7 protein-coding genes are annotated in these 16,244 nt (G+C 77.2%); 1 reads left to right on the plus strand and 6 read right to left on the minus strand.

The genetic code is table 11. The annotated features are described in order from the left end of the window. Positions 1 to 35: 35 nt before the first annotated feature. Positions 36 to 434 carry a hypothetical protein gene (locus tag ABD811_RS14885; protein WP_344946942.1) on the plus strand — a complete coding sequence of 133 codons (399 nt, stop codon included), beginning with the start codon at positions 36 to 38 and terminating at the stop codon, positions 432 to 434. Here the strand turns inward: ABD811_RS14885 and ABD811_RS14890 are convergent, their stop codons facing one another. The 6 genes from ABD811_RS14890 to ABD811_RS14915 all read right to left on the minus strand — a co-directional run bounded on the left by ABD811_RS14890 (position 435) and on the right by ABD811_RS14915 (position 16,043). After that, entirely contained in the window at positions 435 to 2,309 is a 1,875-nt protein-coding gene (locus ABD811_RS14890) for a class I SAM-dependent methyltransferase (RefSeq protein ID WP_344946944.1), read from the minus strand. Beyond that, the gene (locus ABD811_RS14895) at positions 2,306 to 3,550 is read right to left on the minus strand and encodes a glycosyltransferase (protein WP_344946946.1); all 1,245 of its coding nucleotides are present in this window, start codon (positions 3,548 to 3,550) and stop codon (positions 2,306 to 2,308) included. Before ABD811_RS14895 ends, ABD811_RS14890 begins: the two co-directional genes overlap by 4 nt. Positions 3,551 to 3,679: 129 nt before the next feature. After that, complete coding sequence (locus ABD811_RS14900; protein WP_344946948.1) at positions 3,680 to 4,387, minus strand: alpha/beta fold hydrolase; 708 nt, start codon at positions 4,385 to 4,387, stop codon at positions 3,680 to 3,682. A gap of 78 nt (positions 4,388 to 4,465) precedes the next feature. Beyond that, on the minus strand, positions 4,466 to 7,573 hold the full coding sequence (locus tag ABD811_RS14905; protein ID WP_344946951.1) for a polyketide synthase family protein: 3,108 nt from the start codon (positions 7,571 to 7,573) through the stop codon (positions 4,466 to 4,468). After that, positions 7,570 to 14,682 carry an SDR family NAD(P)-dependent oxidoreductase gene (locus ABD811_RS14910; RefSeq protein WP_344946954.1) on the minus strand — a complete coding sequence of 2,371 codons (7,113 nt, stop codon included), beginning with the start codon at positions 14,680 to 14,682 and terminating at the stop codon, positions 7,570 to 7,572. The genes ABD811_RS14905 and ABD811_RS14910 overlap by 4 nt, the downstream gene beginning before the upstream one ends. Positions 14,683 to 14,990: 308 nt before the next feature. Then, positions 14,991 to 16,043: an alpha/beta fold hydrolase gene (locus ABD811_RS14915; protein ID WP_344946957.1), complete on the minus strand. Its 1,053-nt coding sequence runs from the start codon at positions 16,041 to 16,043 to the stop codon at positions 14,991 to 14,993. Positions 16,044 to 16,244: the final 201 nt, after the last annotated feature.

Raw genomic sequence — 16,244 nt, forward strand, 5'->3', positions numbered from 1 at the left:
CGAACACGCGTTCGATAACGGGTTATCGTGGAACGGTGAGCACGTACGTTCCGCCCGGCTGGCCCGCCCAGGTGCACCCGCCGGGAACCGAGCGCTTCGAGGACACGGCGATGACGTGGCTGCTCGAACTCGTGCCGCCCGAGTACCGCCGTTACGGGGTCCTGCGCCGCTACCCGATCGCGCTGGCCCGCATGGCCCGGCACCACGTGAGCGCGTCCGTGGACGCCGCGCGGGAGGGGTTCCGCACCGCGCGGGTCGAGCTGGGCGACCTGGTGCCGCCGCACGGGGTGGAGGCCGTCCTGGACACCTACCGCAAGGAGGGCGCCCGCATGGTGGCGCTGCTCCAGGCGATCGAACTGGTCGAGACGGCGCTGCGCGCCCGGGAGCGTCCCGGCGACCCGGAGTACCGCCGCCCGTTCACCCCGAAGATCTGATCAGCCCTCGTCCTTGCGCGCCAGCACGCGATAGGTGTTCCCGGGGCCGGGGACGAACGGCGCCAAGAGCCGGTCGAGCAGCGCGGCGGTGGCCCCCAGCGGGCGCGCGCCCGCCACGGCGATCGCGTACCTGACCCGTGCCGACGCACGCGCCCGGCGCGCCCAGGGACGGCCGGGCGGCGGCCCGAACGCCTGCAGGGCGATCAGCGCGGCGGACGCCAGGTCGTGCCGCTGGTGGGCGCGGCGCCGCTGGCGGGCGACGATGCGCATGCCGCGCGCGGTGAGGGCGCGTTCCAGGTTGCCGATGGGGATCAGGTGGAGGTGGCGGGGTTGCAGCCACCCCGCCCAGAACCGGCGCAGGAGCCGCCCGGCCGGGCATTCGGGGTCGGGCAGTTCCACGAGCAGGTGCCCGCCGGGCGGGAGCATCTTGATGGCGACGTCGAGTTCGGTGGCCGGGTCGGGGACCTGTTCCAGGTGGCGGTGCATGCTGATGACGTCGTAACGTCCGGCCAGTTCGTCCACCAGGTCGGTGAGGGCGCCGCGGTGGGGACGGCGGAGCCAGCCGCGTGCGGCCGCCTCCTGCACGCCGTCGCCCGTGTCCAGCCCGTCGAACTCGGTGTCGGGCAGGACGGCGCGTGCGGCGCGGCAGAAGTGGCCGTGGCCGGTGCCCACGTCCAGCCATGCGCGCGGGGCCAGGTGGGCGGCGACGGCCATGTCGGCACGGGCTGTGTGGACACGGCGCTGGGCGGCCAGGGCGTGTTCGGCGGATTCGGCGGCGAGACCGTCGTAGACGTCGCGCCGGTAGAACTCCAGGCCGACGGTGTTGAGCCGGGGGTTCTGGAAGATGTGGCCGCACTCCCGGCAGCGGTCGAGCGTGAACCGGCCCGGCTTCGCCTGGATCACGTCGTCGGTGGTCATGTGGGGCTGTACGGCGCGGGCGCCGCACCAGGGGCAGTCGTCCCGGCGGGGGTGGAAGAACCGTTCCACCCCGTCGGCCAGGGCCGTGCCGTACCACTCGTGGGCGTCCGCCAGGGTCTGCTCACGCCGCCGTTCCCACGGGCAGGGCGCCTCCGCCAGGGTGCGCCACCAGTTCCATGGCGTGAGGACGAGCCGCAGCAGGGCCATCCGGTGCAGGTCCCGGGGCGAGACGGGGACGCCGGTGAACACCAGGTAGGGGACGGCGCAGTAGACCGCCGCCGTCACCGCCCCCCATCGTGGCGCGACGACCAGCGACGCCAGCACCAGGGCGTAGCTCGTCATCGACGCGCCGACCGTCCACCGCACCGAGACGCCGAGCCCACGCAGCCAGGCCCGTCGTCCCGCGCAGGAGGGGACCCGCCTGGGCACGCGACTCGGCACGACCGCCAGATCGGCCGCGAAGACGTCGCCCTCCTGGGCGCGGGCGTACTGGCGTAGGCGCAGGGTCACCGCGCCGTATTCGCCGGGGTCGAGCGCGCGGGGCCGGGTCCCGGTCCGTTGCAGGAGGTCCTCGTCGACGACGGTGGCGTATCCGGCGCCGTGGCCCAGGGCCAGCGGGTCGGTTCTGTAGGCGTGGCGGTCGGCTCCCCTGGCCAGGTCCAGCGCGCGTTCTACCGGCAGGTCCCGTGGGATCAGGTCGAAAACCTGGATGCCGTGGTGGCGGGCGTAGGCGCAGGCGGCGCGTCGCAACTGTCCGGAGACGACGGCCCCCTCCGCCAGCAGCAGCCCGTAGGACTCGTCGTGTCCGGGCGTGTCGGTGTCGTAGGAGCCGTCCCAGCGCAGGGAGCGCCCGCGCCGCCCCGACACGGGCAGGCGGGGCAGCGCCCCCAGCCGGCGGCGCAGCCGCAGCGCGTTGGCCAGCAGCCCGGCGGCGACGACGAGCGGCAGCCAGATCACGCCAGTTTCTCCAGCCGGTCGGCGGCCGCGGCGGCGCCGCCCGCCTCGGCGAACGAGTCCCGGACGCGCGCGGCGGCCGCCCGGTGGACGTCGTCGGTGAGCACCGCGCCGAGCGCGGCGCGCAGCTCGACCGGCGTGGCCGTGCCGAAGCGGACGGCGATCCCGGCGTCCGCCTCGGCGACCAGGCGGGCGATGACCGGCTGGTCGTGGCGGATGGGCGCGACCACCAGCGGCAGCCCGTGCGCCAGGCCCGCGCAGACGGTGCCGTGACCGCCGTGGCACACCACCGCCGCTCTGCCCGCGGCCATGCGTTCGAGCAGGGCCGGTTGCGGGACGTCGGCGCGGACCAGCACGTTCGGCGGCGGCTCGGCGATCGCGCCGGGCGGCGCGGCGAACACCGCCCGCACGTCCATGGCGGCCACGGCCTCGGCGGCGACGCGCAGGAACCGCTCGGCCGCCGCGCCGTGCTCGGCGCCCATCGTCACCAGCACGGCGGGGCGGCCGTCCAGCCACTCCCAGGGGAAGTCGCCGTCGCGGGGCCGGGGCGGGACGGGGCCGACGAAGGCGAAGCGGTCGGGGAAGACCGACACGTCGCCGACCAGCGCGCCGGTGGAGAACACCAGCACCAGGTGGTCGGAGAAACGCGGGTCGAGCAGGTCCTCGATGCCGTGGTCGAGCTGGAAGTCGCCGATCAGCTCCCGCACCCGCTCCTCGTCCTCGGGCGCGTCCCGCAGCGGCCGCGTGAACTCGAAGGGCGTCGCCGCCGAGGTCGCCCACGGCAGGCCGCGCAGGCGGGCGGCCACGGGCGCGGCCAGCACCTGCTGGTCGGACACCACCACGTCCGGGCGGAACCGGTCGATGGCGTTGTCGACGCCGGGCATCATGGCGTGCCCCAGGGGGACGATGAAGTTCTCCCACATCGAACGCAGGGCGGCAGGGCCCTCCGGCTCGTCCCGGGGATCGCTCGGGAGCTGGGCGACGGTGTCGTCCCCGGCCGGATAGACGCGGGCGTTGCGCGGCGCCAGGGGCTCCACGGCGGCGCGGGGGCCGACCCAGGCGACCTTGTGGCCGCGCCGGGTGAGTTCTGCGGCCACGGCGACGGTCGGGGTGATGTGGCCCGCCAGCGGCGGTACGGCGAACAGGAACCGTGACGTCTTGGCGCTGTTCCGGGTGGAGGGCATGCCGGGCGTGGGGGCGGTCACCGCGCCCAGCGACGGCACCCGTACGCGACGCGCCCTCACCGCACACCACCGTCCGCGCCCGCGGCCGAGGGCGCCTTCGTGCCCGCGTGGCAGGCCGGCCACGGCGACAAGACCTCCAGCGGTTCCGCGGCGGCCTCCCGCCCCACCGGGTGGGCGTGGCCCGGAAACTCAGGCATCTGCTGCGTCCTCCAGGAATTCCGCGAGCAGGCGCGTCAGCGCCGCCCGCGCCGTGATGTGCAGGTCGTGGCCGCCGTCCAGCACGTGCCGGCGGGACGCGGGCAGCGCCCGCCCCACCAGGTCGGCGGACCGGCGGAACGGTGAGCGGGACCCGACCACCGTCAGCACCGGCAGGTCGCCGAGCCCGCGCAGTTCCTCCGCCGTCACCAGCGACTCGGCGGCCAGGTCGGCCAGCACGCTGGTCTCGGTCGCCAGCGCCGCGGCGCGCTGGGCCAGGCACCCCTCCCCGTCGAACCGGACGAGTCCCTTGGCGGCCTTGAGGTCGATCTGGGTGAACGGCGGGTCGATCAGCGCGAGCCGGGTGAGCCTGCCGGGGTGCGCGCGGGCGAACCGCACCGCGACCGCCGCGCCGTAGCTGTGCCCGACGACGGCGAACGCGGGCAGGTCGGCCGTCAGGGCGGCCAGGTCGGCCGCCATGGTCGCGGTGTCGTATCCGGTCGGGGGACGCTCGCTGAGGCCGTGCCCCCGCCAGTCCAGCAGCCGCACCGGGCGGGTGCGGGCCAGGGCTGGGGCGACGGTGAAGTACCAGGTGGCGATGCTGCCGGTGAACAGCCCGTGCAGCATCACCACCGGCTCTCCGTCGTCGGTCCCCATGTCGACGACGTGGAAGCGCACGCCCCGCGCCAGCACGATTCCCATGACGGCGGGCCGGTCACAGCGGCGGCCGCGGACGCGGCCCGCGCGGCCGCTCCCCTGCGGTGTCCCCTGCTGCCATGGTCACTTCTCCCCCCTGTCGTTGGCGCGCGTGCCGTACGCGGCGACGGTCCAGGCGACGACGTGCCCGTCCACCACGCGCGACGCCACCTCGGTCACCGTCTCGTCCGGCGCGGCCCGCAGCCGGTCCAGCAGCGCCCGTTCCCGTGCGGCGAGCACCGTCGCGTCCGCCCCGGCCGGTATCGGGGTGACGGCGATGCGGGCCGTCTGCGGGACGGGCCGCACGAGCGCGACGCCCAGTTGGGCCGTGTACGCGACGGCCACGTTCAGTTCCGTCTCGAAGGGGCCGGTCACCCGGGGGCGTCCGGCGTCGTCGTCACGGACGGACAGCTCGGCGGGGAACAGCGGCCCGTGCCCTTGCTCCCACAGCCAGTTCCGTACGGCGTCCTTGACGGCGATACGGCCGAGCAGCCACGGCCCCCGGGCGGAGGGCGCCAGGCGGTGGTAGTCCGCCCGCTCGGCCGCCCCCAGGTAGAGCCGCATCACCAGGTCACGGGACGAGGCCGCGTCCCAATGCCTGCGGGCCAGGCACCAGCCCCCGGGCTGTGGCCGGCCCACGCAGGTCAGCTCCGGGGTGAACCTCATCCGCCACAACGCCTCGTCGGTGTAGAGGCGGTGCACCGTCCAGCCCTCGATGCGCGCCCACACCGTCCCGTCGGTGCGGGCCAACTCCACGTCGTACCGCACTGTGGAGCCGGTGACCGTACGGGGACGGGCGTTGGCGTCCAGGCGCTCCCCCTGCGGCGGTTGCGGGCCGTAGAAGGAGATCCGGTCGACGCCCGTGGGGAAGACGGTCTGGTTGTCCTCCCCGTACACCTGTATCCAGTGGCCGCACAGCTGCCCGGCGCCGTTCAGCAGCGCCCCGGGCGTGGGCAGTGACACCAACGTGCCGCGCACGCCCTCCCCTGTGACGGCGCAGATGTCGCTGACGCTCTGGAACAGCGGCCCCTGGAACGTCCAGCGTTCCTCGTAGAAGCGGTCGGCGTCCACCGGGGGCGGCCCCTCCCCGGCGAGCGGGGCGGCCGCTTCGGGCGGCTCCGGGTAGGCCGCGGTGAGCAGCACGACGCCGTCGGCGTGGTCGCCGACGGTGACGCTCACCTCGCGCGGCACACCGTCGCGTGGACGCCCCGGGACGGTCGTCTCCGCGCGGATCTCGGCGGTGGTCGCAGGCTCGGCCACCACCCACCGCCGGGCCCGCACGTCCCGGAACCCGGCGACCACCAGCCCGGGGCACAGCCTGCGGGCCGTCTCCGCCATCACCTCCAGCAGGGTGGTGATCGGCACGACCGGGAACCGGTCCGACATCTCCGGCCAGCCGGCGGGCTGCGGGATCACGCAGTGGTCGGCGACGTAGGGCATCGCGGCCAGCGAGAACACCCGCGAGACCGTCAGCTCCGTCGCCGCCGGGGCGTCGTCCGGCCGCAGGGCCGCGCGGGTGCTCAGCGCCCGCAGGACGGTCCGCGCGCTCGCCGTGGCCTCCCGCAGCAGCGCGTTCATCTCGGCCACCACGGGACTGTCCCGGGCGAGCCGCGGCAGCGCCCCGCCGGCGGGCGCGGCCGTGTCCGCGTCCGCGGCGGACGCCACGCACAGCGGCGGCACGGCGCCGTCGAGCCGGATCACCGGGGTCCCGAGGTCCAGCCGCACCTCCCGGCCGCCCGCCGTCGCCTCGTCCGCCCTCGGCGGCGCGGGCGGGCGGCGGACCACGCCGGTGAACCACGCGTGCGCGGGCGGTTCTTCGAGGATCACGTGAACGTTGCAGCCGCCGAGGCCGAAGGCGTTCACGACCGCGCGGCGCGGCGCGTCGGCCCGGCCCTCCCAGGCGGTCGCGTGGTGGACGGGACGCAGCCGGGTCCCCTCCAGCGCCGGATGCGGATCGTCGACGTGCAGCGTGGGCGGCAGCGTCGCCTCGCGCAGCGCGCACACCGCCTTGATCAGCCCCGCCGCGCCGCCCGCGGCCATGGCGTGCCCGATCATCGACTTGACCGAGCCGAGGCCGAGCGGCGGGCCGTCCGCCCCGAACACCCGCAGCAGCGTCTCCAGCTCGGCCGCGTCGCCCGCCGGGGTGCCGGTGCCGTGCGCCTCCACCAGCCCGGCCGCGCCCGGCGCCGCCGGGTCCAGGCCGGCGTCGCACCAGGCCCGCCGCACCGCCAGCACCTGCCCCTCCACCAGGGGCCGCAGGACGCCGTCGCCGCGCCCGTCGCTGGAGACGCCCACGCCGCGCAGCACCGCGTGGATCCGGTCGCCGTCGCGTTCGGCGTCGGCCAGCCGCTTGAGCAGGACCATCCCCGTGCCCTCGGCCAGCAGCGTCCCGTCGGCGGACCGGTCGAACGGCCGGATCCGCCCGCTCGGGCTCAGCGCGCGCAGGCCGCTGAACACGCTCCACACGGTGGCGTGGTGGGCGTGGTGCACGGCCCCGGCCAGCACCGCGTCGCACTGCCGGGACCGCAGCGCCCGCACCGCGTGCTCGACGGCCAGCAGCGACGACGCGCACGCCGCGTCCAGCGTGTAGGCGGGTCCGCGCAGGCCGAAGCGGTCGGCGACGCGCGCGGCCGCGAAACCGGGCAGGACGCCCGCCCCGCCGCCCGTGCCGGTCTGCTCGCAGAAGGCGGCGCGGACGCGTTCCAGGGACTCGGCGTCCAGCTCCGGCAGCAGCTCCCGCAGCGTGACCAGCAGTTGCCGGACGACGGTGACGCGCTGGTCGAACCGTGCGACGCCGGGCGTGATGTAGCCGCCGCGGCCGAGGACGACGCCAACGCGCGACCGGTCGGGCAGCCGTTCCTCGCCGCCCGCGTCGGCGATCGCCTCGGCGGCGGTGCGCAGCGCCAGCAGCTGGTCGGGCTCGATGTCGGCCACGGCCGCGGGCGCGATCCCGAACCGGGCCGGGTCGACGGTGGCCAGCTCGTCGACGAATCCGCCGCGGCGGCAGTACAGGCCGTCGCCGGCCGGCGCGCCGTAGGACGCGGGGTCGTAGTACAGGTCGGGGTCCCAGCGGTGCGCGGGCACGTCGGTGATCGCGTCGACCCCGGCGCGCACGTTGCGCCACAGCTCGGCCGCGGACCCGGCGCCGGGGAACACCGCCCCCAGGCCGACGATCGCGATCGGCTCGGTCACCGGGCGGTCCCGGTGAACACCACCTGCACCTCGTCGCCGAACGCCAGTTCACGCAGCAGGGCGGCCACGCCCGCGTCCGGATCGATCAGCGGGACGCCGGCGGACGCCGCGCCGCCGTCCCCGGCCCACGGGCCCCAGTCGGCGACCAGCACCCGGCCGCGCAGCTCGGTGCGCCACACGCGGGCGAGGGTGTCGCAGGCGTCGCAGGCGGCGGCGTGGTCGGCGTGGCCGGGGCTGCTGTACACGCCGGCGACACCGCCGAACACCACGAAGAACCGCAGGTCCGGGCGGACGGAGGCGGCCAGCGCACAGGCCCCGTCCACCTTGGTGCGGTAGACGCGGGCGAACGACTCGGGGTGCTTGTCGCGGACCGGGCCGTCCGCCGGCAGCCCCGCCCCGTGCACGACGCCGTCCAGGCGGCCGTGCCGTGCGTACACGTCCTCCACGACGGCCCGCACGGCCTGCGGGTCGCGCACGTCGACCGCGTGGTAGCGGACGGACGCGGCGGTGCCGTGCAGCGCCTCCAGGGTCGCGCGGACCTCCCGTTCGGCGAGGATCCGCCGGATGCCCGCGTCGATCTCGGCGGGCGTGCGGGCCACGCCCTGGGACAGCAGCGTGCGGCGCAGCGCCGCCTCGTCGGGGGCCGCCGCGATCAGCGGGTCCTCCGCTCCCGGCAGCTGCGGGGTGCGATCGACCAGTTCCAGGTGGCAGCCGGTGGCGCGGGCCAGTTCGCGGGCGAGCCGGGCGGTGATGCCGCGGGCGCCGCCGGTGAGCAGCACCACGCCGTCCGCGTCCAGGCCGAGGCGGGCGGCGGCGCCGCTCGCCTGCCCCGGTTCGGCGGGCGGTTCGGCGGGCGGTTCGGCCGGGACGACGACGAGCGTGCGGCGGCGGCCCTCGGCGTCGTGGCCGATCTCCACCGGAGCGTCGGCGGTCAGCAGCTCGGCCAGGATGCGCTCGGCCACCGCGCGCGGGTTCTCCTTGGTGTCGACGTCGATCGCGCGCACCAGCACCTCGGGGTACTCCTGCGCCAGGGTGCGCGCCAGGCCGCGCAGGCCCGCCCCGGGCGTCGGGTCGCCGACGCCGCCGCCGGTGAACTCGTGCCCGAACGTGCCGCCCGCGCCGGAGGCCAGCACCAGCCAGCGCAGCCCGCCCCGCAGCGCGTCGCGGACGCCGCCGTACGCGCCCGGCAGGATCGGCCCGGTGCCCGGACGCAGCGCCGCCAGGTGGATCAGGCCGTCGCACGGCGCGTCCGGCTCCAGCGGCGTGCGCACCTGCGCGCCCTGCTGTTCGAGCAGGTCGGCCAGCTCCAGCGCGATCCCGCAGCCGTCGTCGACGATCAGGAACCGGCGGCCGTCGAACCGTCCGGGCTTCTGCGGGGGTATCGGCAGGGACGGCAGGTCCGCCATCCGCACCACCTGCCGGACGGGCGCCGCCCCCACCGGCTCGGGCCGAGGCTCAGGCGCGTGCTCGGGCGTCATCTCCGGCTCCGGCGCGGGCCGAGGCGTCGGCGGCTCGGCCTGGGACCGGCTCCCGTCTCGCTCCGGCGCCTCCGCCTCCTGGCGCCGCCGGCCCGGCTCCGGCGCGGGACACGGCCGCGGCTCGGGCACCGTGGCCGTCATCGCCCTGCGCAGCACGTCCAGCGACTCGGCGGACAGCGGCTCGTCCTCGGTGTGGTCGCCGGTGTGGTCGTCTCCGTGGTCGTCCCCGTGATCGTCGTCGGCGGCGCCGAGAAAGCGCAGCATGACCTCGCGCTGCGCCGCGACCAGCTCCCGGGTGGCGCGCAGGTACTCCAGCACCGCCGCCTCGGTGGCGTCGGCGTCCGGCGGCGCCGGCAGGGACGCCGGCGGCACGGAGGCCTCGGCGGCACGGACATCACGATCAGCATCCATGGTCGTTCCCGTGATCGGCGCGGCGCCTTCGGCGGGCCGCGGCGCGGTGGCCGGCCGCCCGCCGTCGACGGCGCGGAGGAGGTGCCCGTTCACCGTCCAGCGGGGCGCGTCGGCGCGGTCGGCGGCGTGGGCGGGCAAGGGGCGCGCGTCGCGCCCGGCGAACAGCGCCGCCGCGTCCACCGGGACGCCCGCGACGGCCAGCTCGGCCAGCGCGCACAGCAGGCCCTCGATGGCGCCGCCGGGCGCGTCGCACGCCACGGCGGTGTGCGGACGGTCGCCGAGGATCTCCCCGACGAGTTCCGTCAGCACCCGTCCCGGCCCGGCCTCGACGAACACCCGGGCGCCCGCGGCGTACATTGCCTCGATCTGCTCGACGAACCGGATCGGCGCGGCGACCTGCCCGGCCAGCGTGGCGGCCAGCTCCCCCGGGTCGCCGTCGTGCGGCGCGGCGGTGGTGTTGGACCACACCGGGAAGGCCGGCGAACGCAGGTCGCGGCGGCCCAGCTCGGCGCGCAACACGGCCGGCGCGCCCGCGACCAGCGGGCTGTGGTGCGCGCACGCGACCGGGACGGGACGGACGCGCAGGCCGCGGCCGCGCAGCTCGGCGACCGCCCGTTCCACGGCCGCGGTCGTCCCGGAGATCACCACCTGGCGCGGCGCGTTGTGGTTGGCGACGACGACGCCCCCGATGCCCGACAGCGCCGCGCGGACCTCGCCGAGCGTGGCCGCCACGGCGGCCATCGTCCCCGGGTCGGCGCCGTCCGCGCCGTCGCCGGACGCCCCGGCCGCCGCGAGGACGGCCTCGGCGCGGGCCGTGCTGAGCGCCATCAGGTCGTCCTCGCCGAACACCCCGGCCGCGCACAGCGCCACCAGCTCGCCGTACCCGTGCCCGGCGGCCATGTCGGGACGCACGCCCAGCTCGGTCAGCAGCCGGTGCAGGGCCAGCCCGGCGATGCCCAGCGCGGGCTGCGCGACGCGGGTGTCGGTGAGGGCCGCGCACTGCCGTTCGGCGTCCTCGGGCGTGAACGCGGCGGGCGGGAACATCGCGGCGACGTGGTGTCCGCCGTCCAGGAGCAGCAGCCGCCGCAGCCGCGGGAACGCGGTGAACAGGCCGGCGAGCGCGTCGGGCCGCCGGCCGCCCGGCCCGGGGAACAGGAACGCCACCCGTCCGGGCTCGGCCCCGGCCGCCCGCCCGGCGACGAACACGCCGGGCGCGGCGCGGAACTCGCGGGCGGCGGTCAGCTTGGCCCGCAGGTCGTCGAGCCCGGTGGCGACGATCGCGACGCGCACCGGGCCGTCGCCGGCGGCGAACGTGCGGGCCAGGTCCCGCAGCCGCGCCCCGGTCGCGGCGAGCTCGCCGAGCCGGTCGAGCCGGTCGCGGGCGGCGGCGGGGTCGGCGCCCCGGACGAGGAACAGTTCGGCGGGCCACGCGTCCAGCCCGGACACCGGCTCGGGCGCGCCGTCGTGGGCGGCCAGGACGGCGTGGAAGCCGGCGTCGCTCAGGCCCGCGTACCGCTCGGCGGGCGGCACCGGCCACGGACGCGCCTGACGGCCGAACACGAACGGGCTCGTCTCGGGGTCCCAGGCGCGGTCGGGTTCGGTGATGTGCGGGGCGCCGGGCAGCACGCCGGCGTGCAGCGCGCAGGCGACCTTGATCAGGCCCGCGAGCCCGGCGGCGCCGCCGGTGTGCCCGATCCGCGCCGTGACCGACCCGAGCGTCACGCTGCCCGGCTCGGCGCCCGCCTCGGTGAACACCCGCGTGAGGGCCTGCAGTTCGGCCGCGTCGTCCGCCGGGTCGCCGGTGCCGTGGGCCTCCACCAGCCCGACGCGGGCCGGTGAGACGTCCGCGCGGGCGTAGGCGCGCCGCGCCGCCCGCCGCCGCGCCTCGGGGCGCCGGGCGGCCGGCGGGTCGCCGGCCCCGGCCACCGCCTTGATCACCGCGTAGACGCGGTCGCCGTCGTCCTCGGCGTCGGCGAGGCGCTTGAGGACCACGCACGCCACGCCCTCGCCGGGGGCGCGCCCCTCGCTGGAGGCGTCGAACGGCGCGCACCGGCCCTGCGGCCGCGCCGCCGTCACGTCGTCGAACACGTCGGCGGCGCCGCACAGCACGATGTCGCTGGCGCCGTCCGCCAGCCGCCCGCACGCGACGTCCAGCAGGTCGGCGGCGGCGGCCGAGCCGTGGGCGGAGCCGCCCAGGCCGAGGCGGTCGGCGACGCGCCCGGCGTCCACGTTGCCGAAGATCACGGTGCAGCGGGACCGGTCGGACGACTGGTCGGCGTAACCGGCGTCGGCCAGCGCCCGCGCCGCCACCTCCAGCGCCAGCAGCTGCACCGGCTCGATGCCCGCCGCCGCCGACGGCGCGATGCCGTATCCCTGAGGGTCGAACGGCACGTCCGGCAGGAGCCCGCGGTCGGGCGGCGCCCCGGCGGTTGCACCGGTGGCCGGGTCGGCGCCGTCGACGATGCCGGCCCAGTACTCGGCGGCGTCCCGGGCACCGGGGAACACGCAGCCGATGCCGACGATCGCGATGTCCAGGGGCGGCGCGCCGTCCTCGTCGGGCCGCCCGGGTTCCGGCTCGGCCCGCGGCACCGGCCGCGCGTCCGGCTCCTCGTCCGGGACGCCGATGCCGAGCGCGACGGCCCGCGTCTCCAGGAAGCAGGTGGCGCCGGTGGTGACCTGCTCGTGCAGGGCGGTGATGCCGGTGGTGGCCGACCGCAGCGCCGCCACCTGCCCCATCGTGTAGAGGCCCTCGCGGCGCTGCTCGTCCGGGTCCACCGGCTCCGGCGCGTCCCCGGCGGACGCGCCGGCCGGCGCGGCGGGGTCGCGGCGCAGGCCCTTGGCGGCGACGCGCAGCCGCCCGAGGTTGAGCTCCTCAAGCCGCGCCCACATCTCGTGCTGGGGCGTGCCCGCCGCCTCCAGCCGGCGCCGGGTCTCCTCGAAGGTCCGCACGTAGGGCGTGCGGGCGCACCGGGTGGCGTGCCCCGGCGAGGTCTCCAGCAGCGTGGTGCCGTCGCAGCTCAGCGCCGTCTGCTGGAAGCCGGGCAGGATCGCGCCCGCCGCCACGGCCTCGTAGGTGAACAGGTACGCGGTGCCCATGAGCACGCGGACGTCGGCGCCGCGCGCGGCCAGCGGCCCGGCCAGCGCCGCGACCATCGCGGCCGACCGCTCGTCGTGGACGCCGCCCGCGAACATCACCGACAGCTCGGCGGCGCCGGCCGGGTTGTCGTCGCACCACCGCAGCAGCAGCTCGACCTGCGCGTCCCACAGCGGGAACGCCGCGCGCGGCCCCACATGGCCACCGCACTCCATGCCCTCGAACACGAACCTGCGCGCCCCCTCGGCCAGGAACCGCTCCAGCAGCCCCGGCGACGGCACGTGCAGGTACGTGCCGACGCCCGCCTCCTCCAGGGACGCGGCCTGGGCGGGCCGGCCGCCGGCGATCAGCGCGAACGGCGGCGCCACCGCCCGCACCGCAGCCAGCTGCTCCTCGCGCAGCTCGGGCGGCGCGAACCCCAGGACGCCCACGCCCCACGGCCGGTCGCCGAGCCGGTCGGCGGTGTCGGCCAGCAGCCGCCGCGTCTCCTCGCCGTCCATCGGCGCCAGCGCCAGGAACGGCAGGCCGCCGTCCTGCGCGACCGCCGCGGCGAACGCCGACCGGTCGCTGACACCCGTCATCGGGGCCTGCGCCACCGGGTACTCGCGCCCGGCGGGCGCGCCGGGCGGATTGTCGGCGGGCGCCAGCGGACGGGCCCGCACGGCGGCGCGCAGGTGCGCGGTGATCTCCTCGCGGATCGCCTGGACGACGCCGCCGGCGGTCTCGTGCCGGGCGGCGAGCGGGGCGGCCAGCGCCCCGTCCTGCCCGACCGGCAGCAGCCGCGACCGCAGCCCGGTGGCCCCGAGCCGGGCGTTGATCTCCGCGGGGGCCAGGCCGTCCAGGTCGATCTCGGGCAGGTCGGGCCGGACGTACACGCGGTGCCCGCGCACCACGCGGGTCTCGCCGCCGTCCATGGCCGTGAGCGCGGCGACGACGTCGCCCGGCAGGTCCATCTCCCGCACCAGCGCGAAGTGCACGTCCAGGACCACCCCGGCGGCGCCGCCCGCCACGGCCGCGGCGGCGCTGTGCGGGCCGATGCCGCCCGCCGCCCACACCGGCACGTTGATCGCCGGGTCGCCGAGCAGGCGCTGCAGCAGGACGAAAGTGGTGAGGTCGCCGACCCGGCCGCCCGCCTCGGCGCCGCGCGCGATCAGACCGACCAGGGTCGGGCCGTTGCGGTCGCCGTCGGCGGACAGCTCGCGGCACAGCCGTACCGCCGCCTCCGCCTCCGCCGGGTCGACGACCTCGACCAGCAGCCGCCGTCCGCGCGCGAACTCCGCCGCGTCGATCCGGTCCCCGGGCCGGCCCGGCGCCGTGGTGGGCGCGGCCTTCCGGCGCTCGGCCTCCTCGCGGTCGAGCACGACGACGCCCTCGGCCGGTCCGGTGCTCTGGGCCTGCTCGCGCCTGAGCTCGCCCGCCGGGATCACCCGGACCGAACCCGCGTCGTCGAGGTCGGCGTCGGCCGGACCGGCCTGCCCGGCACCGCCTCCCAGGCGGGACGCGCCGCCGGGCGGGGTGGGCATCGGAACGCTGGGCTTGGTGGGCTTCCCGTCGCCGGGGGAGGCGGGCTCGGGGACGCCTGGAGAAGTGCTTCGCCCGCTCTTGACCGCCGCACCGCGCGCTTGGGGCACCACGATGGGCGCGCCGCCCTGCGCGCCGGCGGACACCGCACCCGGGCCGCCTCCAGTGGACGGCGCACCGGCGGGCAGTCCGTGATTCCCGCCGAGGGCGTCGTCGCCGGGGGCGGCCAGGCCGAGGGCGGCTGCGTCGATGACGACGGTGTCGACGGCGTCCGGCAGGTCGGCCGGGCGGATACCGCAACCGGCCGGGACGCGGACGCCGAACGTGCCGTCCCACCACCGGCCGACCTCGGCCAGGGCGGCGAGCGCGGCGGCGCGGTCGGCGCCGAGGTCGAGCACCCCGAGGGCGCCCGCCCGCGCGACGGCGACCGTCAGCCGCGGGGCGGTCCGCCCGAACGGGGCCATGGCGACGATGTCGAACGGCACGTCGAACGGCCCGTCGAACGGAGCCCCGGTCGGCGGCCGGTCGCGATGCCCCGCGTCCGCCTCGGTCCGTGCCGGCCGTCCGGCCTCCCCGGCTCGGAGCTCGCCCCTGCCAGCCGTCATGCGCTGCCCCCCGACGTTACGCCTGTTACCGCGGGCACAGGCCCGCGACGCTGCGCAACACTACGGTCGGCGACGAGACCGGCACGGGGACGACACACCAGGAAGCACGCTGATTAACGCCTCTCCAAAGATTCCCTGGAAGGTCCCTTGACCAGCGGAAATCCGACGGCCGGGCGAGGCGCGGCCCGAAGACCGGCCGGCGGGCCGGGGCGGCGACCGGCCCGCCGGGTTCGGGGGGAGCGGCGACCGGGCGGCGGGGGGCGGTCGGCTCCGGATGCGTCGGCCCCAGCAGCAGGGGCGGGCGCGGGTCAGACGCTGGCGGCCTCCCGGCGGTGGGCGCGGATGCCGTGGCGCAGCACGCCCTCGTCCAGCCAGCGGTCCAGGTACGTCCAGGTGGTGGCGCGGGCGGCGGGGCCGGTCAGCACGCCTAGGTGCCCGCCGGGCGCCGCCACCAGGCGCAGCCGGGGCGAGCCGGTGAGCATCCGGGCGACCGAGCGGACGGCCGCGACCGGCGCCACCGCGTCGCCGCGTCCGGCGACCAGGAGCACGGGCACCCGCACGTCCGCCAGCCACGCCCGGCGGCCCCCGATCTCGAGCCGGTCTCCGGCCGGGGCGAGCTCCCGCACGAACGCGGTGTAAACCTGCTCGGCGGTGCGTCCCGGTGCGGTCGGCATCATGCCGAGGAAGTGGTCGACCGCCTCTTCCTGCGCCAGGAACTCGATGATGTCAACGCCTGTCATTATCTTGTAAGGACGGCGCAGGTATTTGTCGACGTCGGCGAATCGGAAAGCTCGTTCCAGCAACGCGTTCGGCCGGTCGCCCAGCATCCTGGACAATCCCCCGGGGAACGGCGCGGGCGGCGGCCCGGCCGGGATCGCCACGGCGGTCACCGAGGCGATCGGCAGCGCGGGGTCGGCGGCGGCCAGCAACGAGTACGCGCCGCCCAGGCACCACCCCACGAGCTGCACGGGCTGCCCGCCCGCGTCCCGGCTGACGGCGCGGATCGCCGCGGGCAGCACCCGTCCCGCCCAGGCGGCCAGCGCGGGCCCGCGGTCGGTGAAGCGGGGCGTGCCGGGATCCAGCAGGTAGGTGCGCCGCCCCCGGGCCACGGCGTGTCCGGCCAGGCTGCAGCCCCGGCGCAGGTCGTAGCAGCGGGCGGGCGCGGCCAGCGGCGACACGAACAGCACCGGCGGCCCGGTGGGGATGACGCCCTCCGGCGGGCGGTAGCGGTGCAGGCATCCCCGGGGCTCGGCCTCGGCCACATCGGCGGGCATCGGGCGCAGGTCGGCGACGCGGCCGTAGAGCACCTTGCGGGCCAGGCCGGCCGCGGCGTCGCGCACGCTCCGGGGGGACGGCTTCATTTCGCTATTGTCCACTCCGTTCGGCGAGCCGGACGCGGGGGAATCTCAGACCATTCTGCGTGCATCCACGGTGAGGTTCATATCACATCCCTGTGAAGAGCGTGTTAAATCCGTCGGGCCGTCCGGCCGTCCCGCCCCGGAAAGAAACCGTGAAAACGATGGGACGCGCTCGGCGGGCCCGCACGTTCCGCTTCCCGGTTC

Source organism: Actinomadura miaoliensis (assembly GCF_039536785.1).
GTDB lineage: Bacteria > Actinomycetota > Actinomycetes > Streptosporangiales > Streptosporangiaceae > Spirillospora > Spirillospora miaoliensis.

Excerpts from the sequence above, each read along its gene's own strand:
- ABD811_RS14910 (WP_344946954.1), bottom strand. The coding sequence starts at position 14,682 with ATGACGGCTGGCAGGGGCGAGCTCCGAGCCGGGGAGGCCGGACGGCCG.
- ABD811_RS14900 (WP_344946948.1), bottom strand. The coding sequence starts at position 4,387 with ATGGGAATCGTGCTGGCGCGGGGCGTGCGCTTCCACGTCGTCGACATG.
- ABD811_RS14915 (WP_344946957.1), bottom strand. The coding sequence starts at position 16,043 with ATGAAGCCGTCCCCCCGGAGCGTGCGCGACGCCGCGGCCGGCCTGGCC.